The sequence below is a fragment of the Citrobacter telavivensis genome (assembly GCA_009363175.1).
Taxonomy (GTDB): Bacteria; Pseudomonadota; Gammaproteobacteria; order Enterobacterales; family Enterobacteriaceae; genus Citrobacter_A; species Citrobacter_A telavivensis.
In genome coordinates this window covers 17,797-32,151 of record CP045203.1, presented here as the reverse complement: position 1 = coordinate 32,151, position 14,355 = coordinate 17,797, and the positions used below count along the sequence as shown (strand labels likewise).

Below are 14,355 nucleotides of genomic sequence, written 5' to 3'. Positions count from 1 at the left end.
GAATCTGTCATGTAACTTCTCCCGAAAAAAAAGCGCACCAAAGATGCGCTCGTATTTTCAATTCAACAGTCAGGCTTTGGATTTTTTGGCCAACTTGTCCGTTTGCTTAGAAAGTTCCTTTTTTGTGAATTTGAGGGAATCGGTTCGTTTATCAGGATCGCCAACAGCCTGAAGAATCAACGAGTAGGAGTTTTCGCCATTGAGTACAAAGAGGTCGGTTGCCTGCGACCATGCCCCCTTGTTTTCAGAACGCTGTACCCGCAGGATATTTCCTGGGAGGAGTGAGACTGACCAACCTTTTTCATCAGAAAGGTATACGTTGACCTTACCTTTCGATGGTAATAAGAATACTTTTGATGAAAAGGTTGAATAAACGAATACCGTATTTTGTCCCTGCGAATTGTATTCAACAGTTTTAAAGTGCCCACTATAGTCCAGGTCAGCGCCAGTAAGCGCATTCTTCTCCTGAACAACAAACTGTTGGGCTGTATAGCCTTCTGATGCTGCTTTATAGTCTGACGTAGCAGTAGTTTTAGTGGGTTCCGTATAACCGAACTCAGCTGGGTCAATTTGATGGCCAGAGGTATCTTTAGTGATGTTTTCAACACCTGCAATATCACGTGTGGTAGGTGATGGCGGTGTTTGAACCGGGTTGGTCTGCGCCGCAGCGTGTTGATTTGGTTCTGCTGTAACTGGAGCTGAAGCCGGGGCTTCACTAGTGGCCCCAGATAGTGCTTTTTTAGCGATTTCCTGTGCAGGAGTTATCTCAACCGTTCCAGGTTGCTCTGCGTTTTGTGAAACCTCGCTACCGTCAGTAAACCCAGGTTCAGCCTTAATTGAGTCAACCAATGACTGCGTAGCAGGATCTGACTTAGATACAACTGGTGAATTTGCATCCGGGTTAGCTGGTGGCGTGGTTGTGGCCATTTTTAGCATCTGATCGCCAAGATTATCAGACGATGCAGGGGAAACACCGGCGCTATCTTGCTTTGTGACAGTAGGTTCACTTTTATCATCATCAGGGGGCGCTGATGCGGGTTCCTGTTCATTATTTGTGATAGGAAGTGTCAGTGTTGGCTGAGGCCCAGCCTCATCGGTATCAAGGTCATCGTCATCCACATCGATACCATGTTGTTTTGCAATATCCGGGTTAACGCTGATCCCACTCTTTGCAACTTCGACGATAGATAGGTTCGGTTCTTTGTCTGGTTTACCATTCATTAAAATAAATGCGCCTAATGTGCTTACCGCAAAGATACCGGCAACCAGGATACTCAAGGTTTTTTTAGAAAATCGCGCCTTAACACTGGGGGTTTCATCTCCAGCATTCTGCGCTGCGCGTTCGCGTAATTTCTCCTGGCCGTATTCAGCACTTGTGCCACGTTTTTCACTCGTCATTGAAAACCTCGTTGATCACTATTCGTTCTGGCCGAAGCCCCAACTCACGGTGTATATGAAAGTGAGCATGATATGGAAAGCCCCATAATCGCGTGAGATGGTTGCCCCGGAATTGATTAGGAAAATATGCTCTCGCGATAATAAACGGATTATATCTTGAGGGAGGTAGCTCTCGAAATTTTGCGGCCTGAAAACGACCGCAAAATGAGATGGTTTTCTTGAAAATAGATTTCTAGAGGTTACGGGTTCCTTTACAAATTGGGTAAGCCGAGCAACCATAGAAATAATTTCCATTCGACATTCTTCTAACCATTTTGCTATGGCAACGGGGACAGCTAGGTATGACATTAAGATCGTATATTTGATTCTCACCTGGACCAACATTTATTATCTCAGTGGCAGGCGGGGGGATTTCTTTATCCTTGATTATTTTCAGAAGTCTGGAACCATCGATAAGCGATAATGTTCCTTTAACATTTGCGCTAAGAGCGAATTCCCATGCATCCTGAGTAAAGAACCCAGAGGTGATGATATAACCCCGCTCATATGCATTGGCTTGCACTACACCGTAAATTTCGCGGACTACCGAGACTCCTACTTTGCTGGTTTTCCATAATTTGCACTGTACCATTTCGCGGCGACCATCTTTTTGCAGCAGAATGTCGACTCCGCCGTCAGCTCCTGTATTAGTCAGAGTTGCTTTGTAGCCATTGAGTTCGAAATGCAGTCTTATAATCTTTTCGAATTGCTCCCATGTCATATTCGAGAGAATTTTCTGGGAATCATTTCCATCCTGAATGGAGGAGTAAATTCGACGTACTTCAGCAAGTTGTACATTTTTTAGCAATGTTGCGACAAACATCATCATCGAAAGGGTTAGAGATGCGCCTCGAAGGATTTCAGGGAGTATGTTACTCACGCCTACAGCAAAACGATTCATTACGAGTGCTAGGTCATCAGTACTGCTTGCAATAAACTGATAATACAAATCGCCTGGAACGTACACATAATTAGTAAGAGAAAGAATATATAGCAAGCAGGAAATCGGGAAGCCGATATACCACCGGAAAAAATAGGTTTGCTGGCTAGCACCACTGTTTCTCCATGACTGGATATTAAAAATAACGCCGAAGACTTCCTTTCCTGTACGGGTCATCGACATCTGGAGAGACAATTGTGTAATAAAGAGGCCCGCAATGACCAACGGGCCATCATGTAGAAAGAATAAAGCTAATGACGCTAGCAGGAAAAAGCACCACTGGAATTTGGCGCATCGGGACATTCCTTTTGCTGCCAATTTTCTAAAAACCATATGGTCACCATTCATTCAGAATTAATTCTAAGAAAGGTGCGCCTCAGTATCCCATTACAGTTATCAATGAATACATCGTAAAACATGACTGATAAACAAATCAGGGCAAATGTATAAACGATGATTTCTTCAACATATGGAAAATCAGGGTAAATCGCACCTAAATAAATTGCTGACAGTACAAGATACCCACCCCACAATTGGAACAACCGTGGTCTTACTAACAACCATGTGAGTAACGCCAGTACCACTAAGTTTGCAATGCCTATGGCGTTGATCGTCTTTATGGAAGTGAGCGGCACAAAGTACAGAACGCAATAAACGCTACATATCAGAATCACAATGGCGTAAATCACAACACGCTGGAGTAGAGAGTTCATGGTTTCCTCATACACTTTACAGGCCTGTATAACAGAATACCACCGTGTAGCGATTGACGAAGCATATCAGTGTATCTAGTTAATCATTCTCATCTCCCTCACAAGCAATTTGGCTCGGCATCCAATAAGGATGATTTGAAGTCTTGACGTAACTGAACACCATTCTGCATGGAACGCTCGTTAAGTTCGCAACTATCATACTTCTGTCACTGTTTTCAAGGAATTCAGCGCCAGAAAGTTCATTTTCATTCCAGAGACCAGCATTAGAAAGGGTTGCCATCGCATCTGGAAGCGCGTTTATTGCCTTGGTTGCGGGAATTGGTAATTTATCCCGACTTCCACAACCCAGGATAAGGAAGCATAAAAGAACAGTCGTGATAGATTTCATTCTCTCTTCCTCATTTTGGTGTTGTGGGTATTAAAGAGGTCGATGGCTTCAGTTCCCGTGATGGGTATCCAGTAAGGAGGGATGGCTGGAGCCTCATAAAATGGAATTCTCCCGCAGCCTGCTACGGGTAGAGAACAAACAAACAGGATTTCGTCGAACTGGTTTTCAAGTGCCCACAACTGGCTGTACCCAACTAATCCATTTAATTTTGCTTCATGGTGAATTTTCAGAATCGAAAATACAGCCTTCGCAAAACCAAATGGTGGGTTACCAAAGCGTATTGGATCGATACCCAGCGATGTCAGTGCAGACTTCGATATATCATTAAACCTATTGAATAGCGCAGAGCCATGTTCATGGTCTGTTCTTAGGGCAAAAGGAATAGTATTGTCGGGGCTAATTAAGCATTGCTCTTTGAATTGACGGAAACCAGACACACGTTGGATATGGCATTCGACTGATCGCAGAAACAAATCAGGCACACAAAAATCATGAGCAGTAAAACCTTCGAATCCTTCATCGTTACAGAGCTGGTTTGTTAACCTGAACCACAATTGGTAGGCAGATAGTACCTCCTCGTAAGTGCTTCTGACCTCCACATTATTGGTTTTGTAAAAGGTTTCGATCATCATGACTGATTACCTTTGATGCGGCTGCTGTCGTTGTTTAATGGAACGGTCACCTGAATCCCCACGCGCCAGAAAGCCTAAATTGACGATCCTGAAATTTACTCGCCCTACGAGACTATCATGGGGAATGAGACCTCTGAGGTTCCTAGGTGTGCCAGGGGGATTGTCCCAGTAACGGGAATCAAGCGAATGGTCTCGGTTATCACCGGCCATAAAGTAGTATCCTTCGGGAATGATCCATTTCTTACCCGTTTTCACGTAGCCGATACGGTTATCTGTCTGGAAGATATAACTTTGACCGGCAGTGTCGGTATCTGCCTGGTATTGAGTAGTAAAACCATCTTTTTTAATCTGGTTTCCGTTTTGTTTACCGTTTATCGAGAAGATTTTCTCTTCGTTGTATGTGACGGTATCGCCAGGAATACCTAATACGCGTTTGACATAGTAAACGCCGGGAACAGAAGGGGCGTTAAAAACGAGTACGTCCCCACGCCTAATAGCGCGATGATCGAATAAACCACCTACACGCTGAGCGATAACCAAGTCTCCAGGTTTTATAGTTGGGTACATGGATTCTGTCGGGATCAGGAATACACCGCCGAGAAACTGAAAGGACACAATAACCGCAAGCGACAATGAGGAGGAAACTATCAACCAATGTTTTGGACGACGAGACCTTATCAGCTGATAAGAGAGGTAAAGTGCAGAGATGATAAAAACAATAATTAACGGTTTCATGGAGTTATATACCACGCTTAATATTTTTTGCGTAATTAGAGAGCGATTTACCCAAAAACAGGTATACGAGACAGGTGAAAAGGTAAACAAAATGGATGCTGGTGGTTTTTTGGGCTAAAGTGAAAAATTGGTTCGCCTGCCCACCAGCTAATGTGTAATTGAGTTGAACTGTTGGTTTTTCAGCATCGACATAAAAACTTCTAGTTTTCATGAAGGTTAACGGCTTGAAAAATACTTTATAACCAACTCGTGCATAAATTGTGCATGTTGTAATGGTTATTACCAACGGCACATAGAATGGAATAATTGTATTGAGCCAGCACAATAATGACCACACCAGCACTGAATCCAGTAGAAACCTGGCAATAGAGTTGGCCTGCGTTCTGCCCGCTACCACCATAATGGGTATAAATTTAACCATGAAATCCACCATAGTTATACTTGTTTACACCATCTTATAGACAGACAAATTTTCTCCGACTTTTTTTGAACGCAAAACGACCCCGAAAAACGGACATTATATGGTCAGGAATTTCGATAGTTTAAGAGAACATGGTAAATTTTTTCTATCGAAATTTGTGGAGAATTGAAATGAGCAGTGATGCCACTAAGATGGTTGAAGCCTTTGTTAAAGACCCATTAAGTTACGATAGATTTGGGCCAGAGCTTATTTCAAATCAAAAATGTGTCCTCAACATCAATGGGCATGAAATGTCAATTGATGAAGCAGTTAAGATGAGTGATATTGAAAAGTCGCTCTTAGATGAAATTTACCATCTCATAGACGCAATGACAAAAGCGGAAGTCAATTTCTCAAAGGGAAAAAAGAATCTTTTTCGTCGGATGTTCGATCATTTAACAGGTTCCGAAATCTTACGGAAAGCCCAGCTAGATATTTATAACAAAGTAGTTATGAAACTATGCGAACGGATACCTGATCATTTCAAAATGCTAACCGCTCATGCTGAAATCACGAAGGGTTTGGAGGCAATCTATGCGCAAGATATTCATCAGCTAGAGGTTTTCATAGATGTTGTTGAGTCATATCTGAAAAATAAGAACGAGTGTGACTATAGTGTCACAAGCAATGAATATATGGCAATTAACAGGCTACGGATAAGAGTTAATAACTTTCAGGGAGTTCTTGTTGGTTTAAAACTAAGTCAGGTTCAAGCACAAATGAGCTATGAAACAGCTGTCGATGTAAAAGATAGCCTTCGAGATATTAAAGATAATTTATTACCTATGTGGGAAGGGCAGGCTAAGAACATCAACGCCAGTGGTGTTTGTAGTGGTATTGATGAAGTGGCTCATGAAAAATTCAAGAAGCTGGTCAATAAATTAAATAAGAACATAAGGTGAGATAACATGAAGATCATAAATAGTATTGATATATTAGATGTCAAAGTGGCTAAGGAATTTGATAAATATGCTGTTGATGTAAGTATGGAATCATCAATAAAAGATGCAGTCAGATCTTTCCAGATTGGTGATATTGATGCCGCGCATAACTTTGGACGATTGGAGGACACTACTGATATTAATTATCTTGATAACCTCCTTCTCAGCGTCAGCTCATCATCTCAGGGCAAGAAGGGAGAGACTCTGAATGAGATTGTTGCACTGGCTCGTGAAGTCAGTAATGCAGTCGAACCAAGTTATCTTCAAAAGAAACTGTCACGGATACCGTATGTTGGGCCTTTCATAATGAAAGCCATCGGTCTTCATTTTAGTGCAATGTCAAGATTTGATTCAGTTAAAGGACAAATCGATATTTTAACCTCGGATATCGAAAGCATATCGGAGGGGTTGTTTGAAATGAATAAAAATATTGATGGAATGTATGACCAAGCTTTAACTAGTGTAAAAAATACAGGGGTTAACATTGTAGCTGCCTATTACATTCTGGAGAAGTTACAAACAGTTCAGGCTTCTATTCGTAAGGAACTAAAAAATCAGCCTGATAATACCATGCTGAGCATGGAAGCAATGAATATTGAACATCAAATCGCCCTCATAACAAAACGTCGAAATGACATGATCACGGAACAACAAAAGGCATTTGAAGACCTAAAGATGATGAAAATGATGAAGTTCAATAACCTCTCGATGGTAGACCAGTTTGAAACTATTATTAAAGTAACGATACCATCTTCTAAACGCAGCCATCTTATTATTGACCAGGCCGAAAGGAGTGATAAAAGCTCATTACTGATTCAGGCAATTGGTGATTCTGTAAATCAACAAGCCAGACGTCAAGCTTTGTTAGTAAAAGAGAGCAGTATTCGTGTAGCCAAAACAGCTAATCGTACTGTATATGATGTTGAGACAATTGATTACATATCAAACCAGATCAATGAGGCCGGTCGAGAAATTAAAAAAATCCACGACCGAGCCAAGACGCAACATACCCAGCTTGAAGCTCGCGCAGCGCAATGGAAGGAGAAGCGTTTTATGGTAGCAAAAGAACTGTCTTCCAAATAATAGTTAAATTTAGAGGATGTGCTATGGCTAGAATCAGACAAAGTAATCCATATGATGATGTTGAGAATGCTATTAGACGGAAGCGTGATAGAGCTATATATTTTACCTTAGCTATATCTCTAATCTTCGCTATTATATTTCTAATATTATGGTTTTGTATTCCATCAGACATGCCAGTAGATGAGCAAGTCAAACAGGTTTCTGACGATATATTCAACATTCTACGCTCCAATGAGTTAGTTCCTGAAAATGCTTTTGATACGATAGGATCATTTATTTCCATATATGGAAGAGTTGGTGTGGGTGTATGTATATTGATTGTAATACTAGGGGCAATTATTAATGGGAATGGTTTACAACTTGAGATAATGACAAGTTGCATAGTATTGTTTGTAGGGTTTAATTTATTTATTGCTGCATTTGGTGATGAGCCTCATAATTATAAATACAATACCGACAAAATAAGTACTGCTATGAAAACTGGAGACTTGGACTCTTTGTATGAAATCTATGGAGACAGAGGGAGTTTACTAAGAAAGTCAGTTGAAAAAGCACTTGCAGATCCTAAACCAGCTACTGCAAAAAAACTGGGAGATATCGATGGCCTGTTACTCAGAGGTGTAATAATTACTGCTGAAAAAGTATCTGATAGCAATTATAAAAATCATCTTGGAAACTTGGTTTTGTTAATGCCTGAATATAAAGAGGATAGTGTCAAAGACAAAAACACACTGTTTGATTCACAACTTTATAAAGCTATTGATTACCATATTTATGACATTGGTTACAAGTCTGGTGCGCTTGCTTCAAATCCTCTTTCTGCTTGGAAGTCGGGAAATGATCTTAAATCCAATTATATTAAATATATTATAAAAAGTACTGCTCTAATATTTTTTATACTTGCCGTAATTTTTGTGGTGATTATACTGCTGACGGTTAGAAATGGCCGTAGGCTTACTTATTTGATAGAGTCTAATATTAAATATCTGTCGAAATAAAATAAAACGCCCTTAAGGGCGTTTTATTTTTGTGTGCTTATTTACCATCCGTTTCATCATCTACTTTCTGAGTCATGATTGGAGGCGGCGCTTCATTATCAATTTTCCTACGGCCTTCATCGCTGAAGAAGATTTTCCAGATAAAGTGCCCGACAAAAAGGATTCCGCATCCTATAATCAGCGCCCAGTCGAAAGTGTCAAATGGTCTGTTAAAATAATCAAACATATAGTTCTCCAGGGTAGAGTTCGTGACTAAGCCCGTTAAACGTTGTGTGGATAATTGCTCCACCAGACCGGGCAATGCAATTCATTGTTTTTTTCAGACCATCCGGCATCTATGAGTAATCTCTTCACAAAAAATGGCTGGTTTCTGAAGATATCTGTAGAAATTGATGTAGCTTTAATGACACTTCCTTTTTCACCAGGTTTTGTTGGTTTCTCGTAACGCGTTATACCGATATGCTGTAGACGTGACCTAATCGCGCCATCTGTCCTATTCATTTTCTTGGCAATCACTTCTATTGAACGATGCTCAGATAGAAGTGTAATTAAAAACTTATAGTTTCCACATACCCATTTGGCTGGTTTTTGTGGTTCTCTTTGGTTCCGTTCAGGCACTGATCTTTCCTTAATTTGTTGTGGTTTTTCACTATCACAATCAATGTCAGTTCTGGCCGGGTAATTTGAAATGGTTTTATCTGGTACGGTTTCATAGATAATTTCATTAAGCACTATATGCTTGCTCCACCAATCTGGGGCGGTAAGGTCGAATCCATCAATGTGCCAGCCGAATTCGATTAGTGGCAGGACATCAAGAAAACGTTTTTTTGATAATTTCGCAGAACTTATTTTTTTATTTAACCATATAACCGTACTAGATGAATCGTCTTCAGCGCCCACGGTAATCATTCCAAGCTCTATAAGTTGCTGAAGAGTGGATTGATGGCTTCTTAAGGTAAGCTCGGCAAGTGCCGTTTTACTGATACCATGTTGTATCGCCTTAAGTAAGACCCGAGTATCGTCAGGAGTCCACGGTTTACCGGTAATGAGGTGTGAAGATGTTTTCTTATGTAGCTGATCAGTATCCTCATCTTCGGGTACTAACAGGCTTGTGTTTCTTGTTCGCCACCATTCTGGAGAGTACAGAACATTTTCACCATTTATGCAGTGTGCTACCCATCCATTATCTAGCAGGGTTTTAAGAGTTATACCTGAAGCTGGTTCAGCCGGTGGCACTCTGATTGAAGAGTTAGGCTTGAGGGTAATTTCGTTAGGCTCGGAGAGATTTTCTCTTATGAGAAGGTATAAATCCAACTCGATACATCTTAACTGGATTATCCTTTCATTGTATCCAAGAATGGACGTAAGCGCTGCAAATGAGTAACCATCCTTAAGCCCTTTTATAAGCTTCAGATCTTCAGCTGGTGACCATGACGGTAATTTCTTCTTCATTCACTTGCCTTAGAGTGAACTAAATATTTCTGATATTACTTGTAAATCAATAATTCTTGAATCGAGAATGGGGGCGTTTTGAGGTGTATAAATCGCACTTAGACTCGACCATTTAGTATCCGTGGTTGAAGAGCTCCTCAACTCCAGCATTTACGACATCCTGGTTTCCAGGGATGTAACGTGGCCAGCCTTCTACCTCTTTGATGTTCTTAACGATAACTCCTTCGAAGCCAAATTGATCTGCCGATATATCAACAATATGGAATTCATCGTTGTTGGAGATCTCACACCAGTAATGACCGAACCCGCCATACATAGTGAATAACCCGCCGTCAGATTTCCCATCGCCACCTCTAATCACAGCTGATAACCCTTTGCTATGTGCCAGACGAGCTAATAGCAGACTGGCAAATAGGCATGTGCCCGTTGTGTCATCGGTATCACAGTCAGCGAGGATACCGTTCAGTAATGCCCGTGCTTCAGTCGCAACATCATTAATGAGGTTTTTCATCAGGGTTACTTATCGCAAATCGGTTTCAGGGGATTCTGCCAGACAGGCCGTAGCGTGACAATTTTTTATGACCCCAATAGGGGGCGAAATTAACGGGTCTTAGAATTTCGTCACCGATGAATGTTGCGTTAATCTTTTTTTATATAAAGAGGAGCTAACCATGAATAAAATGAAGTACAGTGCAGTATTGAATGAATGGAATTTTAAGTATGATTCTGCTGAAAGATTCGGTGACTCACACTTTCTTTATATCCATAATTTCATGAACGATCAGAGCCAGTTACTTGGTATTATCATAGCTGATTTTTTGAAGGTTCCTCAGATAGAACTTCTTCCTATTCAGACCGCCATAGATAACCTTGTAAGGTTATTAAAGGTTCAGACATCCAGGTCGTTAACGTCTGATGAGGGTGTTGATCTTGCTCAATTCCTCACTCAGTACCTCAGACAGACACAATCTTATGCTGCGGTTTCAAGTATGTGTCCGGTTGGTCAAAAGTTGAATTTTTTCCTGAACATCTACCCAAGAAAAGGTAATAAAGAGTTTTCTTTTCGATTATTCGCAATCACCACACTCAATGAAATTACAAGCGTGTCTGAATTTGTTGAAATGGCACATAGTACTCAACAAAGTGATCTGATTAATAATCCTGGTTATTTTGTTTGATTACTAAATAATTCCATATTGAAATCATTAACCATCACTTAACAGTGATGGTTTTTTGTTTTATTTCAATTATCTTTTTGTTCGATATGACTATCTGCTTTTTATAATCTGATTTCACTTACTATCATGCTGATACTACTAGGGAAGGTGCGAACAAGTCCCTGATATGAGATCATGTTTGTCATCTGGAGCCATGGAACAGGGTTCATCATGAGTCATCAACTTACCTTCGCCGACAGTGAATTCAGCAGTAAGCGCCGTCAGACCAGAAAAGAGATTTTCTTGTCCCGCATGGAGCAGATTCTGCCATGGCAAAACATGGTGGAAGTCATCGAGCCGTTTTACCCCAAGGCTGGTAATGGCCGGCGACCTTATCCGCTGGAAACCATGCTACGCATTCACTGCATGCAGCATTGGTACAACCTGAGCGATGGCGCGATGGAAGATGCTCTGTACGAAATCGCCTCCATGCGTCTGTTTGCCCGGTTATCCCTGGATAGCGCCTTGCCTGACCGCACCACCATCATGAATTTCCGCCACCTGCTGGAGCAGCATCAACTGGCCCGCCAATTGTTCAAGACCATCAATCGCTGGCTGGCCGAAGCAGGCGTCATGATGACTCAAGGCACCTTGGTCGATGCCACCATCATTGAGGCACCCAGCTCGACCAAGAACAAAGAGCAGCAACGCGATCCGGAGATGCATCAGACCAAGAAAGGCAATCAGTGGCACTTTGGCATGAAGGCCCACATTGGTGTCGATGCCAAGAGTGGCCTGACCCACAGCCTAGTCACCACCGCGGCCAACGAGCATGACCTCAATCAGCTGGGTAATCTGCTGCATGGAGAGGAGCAATTTGTCTCAGCCGATGCCGGCTACCAAGGGGCGCCACAGCGCGAGGAGCTGGCCGAGGTGGATGTGGACTGGCTGATCGCCGAGCGCCCCGGCAAGGTAAGAACCTTGAAACAGCATCCACGCAAGAACAAAACGGCCATCAACATCGAATACATGAAAGCCAGCATCCGTGCCAAGGTGGAGCACCCGTTTCGCATCATCAAGCGGCAGTTCGGCTTCGTGAAAGCCAGATACAAGGGGCTGCTGAAAAACGATAACCAACTGGCGATGTTATTCACCCTGGCCAACCTGTTTCGGGTGGACCAAATGATACGTCAGTGGGAGAGATCTCACTAAAAACTGGGGATAACGCCTTAAATGGCGAAGAAACGGTCTAAATAGGCTGATTCAAGGCATTTACGGGAGAAAAAATCGGCTCAAACATGAAGAAATGAAATGACTGAGTCAGCCGAGAAGAATTTCCCCGCTTATTCGCACCTTCCCTAGGTAAAATGGTCGTGATGACTTTAATTCATGCTATTCCATTGAGATTTGTGTTTACAATCAATAAAAATATTGTTAATAAAATGTAATCCTTAACATAAATCAACATGGATATGGAACCTACACTACAATGGCAAAGAAAAACATACATCAGGAAGAGATTGTATTCGCGAAGAAACAGCTTGTTCTCCTTGCAACATTAAAAGGGAAGGTAAGTGAATTGATTCTAAAGTGGGAAGGGAACATTGGAGCTGAGACTCCTGACTTGAATCGCCACGGGTTTAACAGACACCTCAGAGTCATTTAAGATGGCTTAAAGAGAGGTGCCCATGAGCAGTAAGCGTTATCCCGAAGAGTTTAAAATTGAAGCAGTCAAACAGGTTGTTGATCGCGGTTATTCTGTTGCCAGCGTTGCAACACGTCTCGATATCACCACCCACAGCCTTTACGCCTGGATAAAGAAGTACGGTCCGGATTCTTCCACTAATAAAGAACAGTCAGATGTTCAGGCCGAGATCCGCCGTCTCCAGAAAGAGCTGAAACGGGTTACCGACGAACGGGACATATTAAAAAAAGCCGCGGCGTACTTCGCAAAGCTGTCCGACTGAGGTACGCCTTTATCCGTGACAACACCTGTTGCTGGCCTGTTCGCCTGCTCTGTCGGGTGCTGGATGTTCATCCCAGTGGTTTTTACGCCTGGCTTCAGCAGCCGCATTCACAACGCCATCAGGCAGACCTGAGACTGACAGGACAGATTAAACAGTTCTGGCTGGAATCGGGATGCGTCTATGGTTATCGTAAAATCCATCTGGATCTGCGGGACAGCGGGCAACAGTGCGGAGTGAACAGAGTCTGGCGACTGATGAAACGTGTCGGGATAAAGGCTCAGGTCGGATACCGGAGCCCGCGGGCACGTAAAGGCGAGGCCAGTATCGTGTCGCCCAACAGGCTCCAGCGACAGTTCAATCCGGATGCTCCGAATGAGCGTTGGGTAACGGATATAACCTACATCAGAACCCACGAAGGCTGGCTGTATCTTGCCGTGGTTGTTGATCTGTTCTCACGCAAAATTATCGGCTGGTCCATGCAATCCCGGATGGCAAAGGACATTGTCCTGAACGCACTGCTGATGGCTGTATGGCGGCGTAATCCCCAAAAACAGGTGCTGGTTCATTCGGATCAGGGCAGTCAGTACACAAGCCATGAGTGGCAGTCGTTCCTGAAATCACACGGCCTGGAGGGCAGCATGAGCCGTCGCGGTAACTGCCATGATAATGCGGTTGCAGAAAGCTTTTTCCAATTGTTGAAACGCGAACGGATAAAGAAAAAGATCTACGGAACGCGGGAAGAAGCCCGCAGCGATATTTTTGATTACATCGAAATGTTTTATAACAGTAAGCGTCGGCATGGTTCTAGCGATCAGATTTCACCGACAGAATATGAAAACCAGTATTATCAACGGCTCGGAAGTGTCTAGATTATCCGTGGCGATTCAACTATCATCTTTTAATGAACCAACTTGAGTCAGTAGAAAAGCAAATATTTTCTAAGATTGGTGCTTGGAAAAAGACATCTTTGCTTTGAGTGTCAGTGAAGAAAAACTTTATGAACAAACTTAATCCTCCTGCTTTATGTAATTCTTTTTTTACCAGGGATTTCTAGGAGAATCTTAGTCCATAACCCATCTGTCATAAAATCAATTATCGAGTCTGATATCATGGCTTTATTTGCAATTCTTTGAGCAGTGTAAATTGCCTGACTTTTATCTTCGATAAAGATGCCATGAGGCACTAGACTAACATTATCTTCGGTTTTCCTTGCCCACATGCGGAGGCGGTAATCTATTATGTATTCGTCATACTCTATCCACAGATGAGGTCGAATTATCTGGCCAGTTCCAGCCAACGTTACTTCTCCAACGATGCGCTGGTGCGGTATACAGAATCTATCTAGCAGGCAACTTACAACCATAGTATGACCATCACATTCGAGTGGAAGTACATCATATTTATGTAACAGCTCGCAGACATAAGCAACTTCAGGGGTTATGAACATTTACG

16 protein-coding genes are annotated in these 14,355 nt (G+C 42.3%); 6 read left to right on the top strand and 10 right to left on the bottom strand.

What is annotated here, in order from left to right; translation table 11 throughout:
- Nucleotides 1-69 precede the first annotated feature (69 nt).
- The 6 genes from GBC03_00185 to GBC03_00160 form a co-directional block, all read right to left on the bottom strand.
- The gene (locus tag GBC03_00185) at nucleotides 70-1,398 is read right to left on the bottom strand and encodes a hypothetical protein (GenBank protein QFS68730.1); all 1,329 of its coding nucleotides are present in this window, start codon (nucleotides 1,396-1,398) and stop codon (nucleotides 70-72) included.
- A 232-nt stretch (nucleotides 1,399-1,630) separates the two neighbouring features.
- Entirely contained in the window at nucleotides 1,631-2,710 is a 1,080-nt protein-coding gene (locus tag GBC03_00180) for a topoisomerase (protein ID QFS68729.1), read from the bottom strand.
- Between the two features lie 459 nt (nucleotides 2,711-3,169).
- A complete protein-coding gene (locus tag GBC03_00175; GenBank protein ID QFS68728.1) occupies nucleotides 3,170-3,478 on the bottom strand; it encodes a hypothetical protein in 309 nt (102 codons plus the stop codon).
- On the bottom strand, nucleotides 3,475-4,110 hold the full coding sequence (locus GBC03_00170) for a hypothetical protein (protein ID QFS68727.1): 636 nt from the start codon (nucleotides 4,108-4,110) through the stop codon (nucleotides 3,475-3,477). The genes GBC03_00175 and GBC03_00170 overlap by 4 nt, the downstream gene beginning before the upstream one ends.
- A 6-nt stretch (nucleotides 4,111-4,116) precedes the next feature.
- A complete protein-coding gene (gene lepB, locus GBC03_00165; protein QFS68726.1) occupies nucleotides 4,117-4,845 on the bottom strand; it encodes a signal peptidase I in 729 nt (242 codons plus the stop codon).
- 4 nt (nucleotides 4,846-4,849) lie between these two features.
- Nucleotides 4,850-5,266, bottom strand: coding sequence for a hypothetical protein (locus GBC03_00160; protein QFS68725.1), 417 nt, complete (start codon nucleotides 5,264-5,266; stop codon nucleotides 4,850-4,852).
- Between the two features lie 290 nt (nucleotides 5,267-5,556).
- Between GBC03_00160 and GBC03_00155 the strand changes: the two genes are divergently transcribed.
- From GBC03_00155 to GBC03_00145, 3 genes are read left to right on the top strand one after another with little or no spacing between them, the layout of a single operon-like run.
- Entirely contained in the window at nucleotides 5,557-6,207 is a 651-nt protein-coding gene (locus GBC03_00155) for a hypothetical protein (GenBank protein QFS68945.1), read from the top strand.
- Nucleotides 6,208-6,213: 6 nt separating this feature from the next.
- Nucleotides 6,214-7,329 (top strand): tellurium resistance protein, encoded by a 1,116-nt coding sequence (locus GBC03_00150; GenBank protein QFS68724.1) that lies wholly within the window; start codon nucleotides 6,214-6,216, stop codon nucleotides 7,327-7,329.
- Between the two features lie 23 nt (nucleotides 7,330-7,352).
- Nucleotides 7,353-8,327, top strand: a complete 975-nt coding sequence (locus GBC03_00145) for a hypothetical protein (GenBank protein QFS68723.1) — start codon at nucleotides 7,353-7,355, stop codon at nucleotides 8,325-8,327.
- A 37-nt stretch (nucleotides 8,328-8,364) separates the two neighbouring features.
- Here GBC03_00145 and GBC03_00140 read toward each other — a convergent pair whose 3' ends face one another.
- From GBC03_00140 to GBC03_00130, 3 genes are all read right to left on the bottom strand, one after another.
- Nucleotides 8,365-8,553: a hypothetical protein gene (locus GBC03_00140; protein ID QFS68722.1), complete on the bottom strand. Its 189-nt coding sequence runs from the start codon at nucleotides 8,551-8,553 to the stop codon at nucleotides 8,365-8,367.
- A gap of 35 nt (nucleotides 8,554-8,588) precedes the next feature.
- Entirely contained in the window at nucleotides 8,589-9,779 is a 1,191-nt protein-coding gene (locus GBC03_00135; GenBank protein QFS68721.1) for a hypothetical protein, read from the bottom strand.
- 112 nt (nucleotides 9,780-9,891) lie between these two features.
- On the bottom strand, nucleotides 9,892-10,293 hold the full coding sequence (locus tag GBC03_00130; protein QFS68720.1) for a hypothetical protein: 402 nt from the start codon (nucleotides 10,291-10,293) through the stop codon (nucleotides 9,892-9,894).
- Between the two features lie 157 nt (nucleotides 10,294-10,450).
- Between GBC03_00130 and GBC03_00125 the strand changes: the two genes are divergently transcribed.
- The 3 genes from GBC03_00125 (at nucleotide 10,451) to GBC03_00115 (ending at nucleotide 13,772) form a co-directional block, all read left to right on the top strand.
- Entirely contained in the window at nucleotides 10,451-10,957 is a 507-nt protein-coding gene (locus GBC03_00125; protein QFS68719.1) for a hypothetical protein, read from the top strand.
- 174 nt (nucleotides 10,958-11,131) lie between these two features.
- Complete coding sequence (locus tag GBC03_00120) at nucleotides 11,132-12,148, top strand: IS5-like element IS5 family transposase (GenBank protein ID QFS68718.1); 1,017 nt, start codon at nucleotides 11,132-11,134, stop codon at nucleotides 12,146-12,148.
- A 476-nt stretch (nucleotides 12,149-12,624) separates the two neighbouring features.
- Nucleotides 12,625-13,772, top strand: a protein-coding gene (locus tag GBC03_00115; protein QFS68717.1) for an IS3 family transposase whose coding sequence is annotated in 2 segments (ribosomal slippage) — nucleotides 12,625-12,862 and nucleotides 12,862-13,772 — 1,149 coding nt in all. Because the reading frame shifts where the segments join, the coding sequence is not laid out codon by codon here.
- A 152-nt stretch (nucleotides 13,773-13,924) separates the two neighbouring features.
- Here the strand turns inward: GBC03_00115 and GBC03_00110 are convergent.
- On the bottom strand, nucleotides 13,925-14,350 hold the full coding sequence (locus GBC03_00110; protein ID QFS68716.1) for a hypothetical protein: 426 nt from the start codon (nucleotides 14,348-14,350) through the stop codon (nucleotides 13,925-13,927).
- Nucleotides 14,351-14,355: the final 5 nt, after the last annotated feature.

Bases quoted from the DNA above. Each gene is read 5' to 3' on its own strand.
- GBC03_00185 (QFS68730.1), bottom strand. From the start codon at position 1,398: ATGACGAGTGAAAAACGTGGCACAAGTGCTGAATACGGCCAGGAGAAA.
- GBC03_00180 (QFS68729.1), bottom strand. From the start codon at position 2,710: ATGGTTTTTAGAAAATTGGCAGCAAAAGGAATGTCCCGATGCGCCAAA.
- GBC03_00175 (QFS68728.1), bottom strand. From the start codon at position 3,478: ATGAAATCTATCACGACTGTTCTTTTATGCTTCCTTATCCTGGGTTGT.
- GBC03_00170 (QFS68727.1), bottom strand. From the start codon at position 4,110: ATGATGATCGAAACCTTTTACAAAACCAATAATGTGGAGGTCAGAAGC.
- lepB (QFS68726.1), bottom strand. From the start codon at position 4,845: ATGAAACCGTTAATTATTGTTTTTATCATCTCTGCACTTTACCTCTCT.
- GBC03_00160 (QFS68725.1), bottom strand. From the start codon at position 5,266: ATGGTTAAATTTATACCCATTATGGTGGTAGCGGGCAGAACGCAGGCC.
- GBC03_00155 (QFS68945.1), top strand. From the start codon at position 5,557: ATGTCAATTGATGAAGCAGTTAAGATGAGTGATATTGAAAAGTCGCTC.
- GBC03_00150 (QFS68724.1), top strand. From the start codon at position 6,214: ATGAAGATCATAAATAGTATTGATATATTAGATGTCAAAGTGGCTAAG.
- GBC03_00145 (QFS68723.1), top strand. From the start codon at position 7,353: ATGGCTAGAATCAGACAAAGTAATCCATATGATGATGTTGAGAATGCT.
- GBC03_00140 (QFS68722.1), bottom strand. From the start codon at position 8,553: ATGTTTGATTATTTTAACAGACCATTTGACACTTTCGACTGGGCGCTG.
- GBC03_00135 (QFS68721.1), bottom strand. From the start codon at position 9,779: ATGAAGAAGAAATTACCGTCATGGTCACCAGCTGAAGATCTGAAGCTT.
- GBC03_00125 (QFS68719.1), top strand. From the start codon at position 10,451: ATGAATAAAATGAAGTACAGTGCAGTATTGAATGAATGGAATTTTAAG.
- GBC03_00120 (QFS68718.1), top strand. From the start codon at position 11,132: ATGTTTGTCATCTGGAGCCATGGAACAGGGTTCATCATGAGTCATCAA.
- GBC03_00110 (QFS68716.1), bottom strand. From the start codon at position 14,350: ATGTTCATAACCCCTGAAGTTGCTTATGTCTGCGAGCTGTTACATAAA.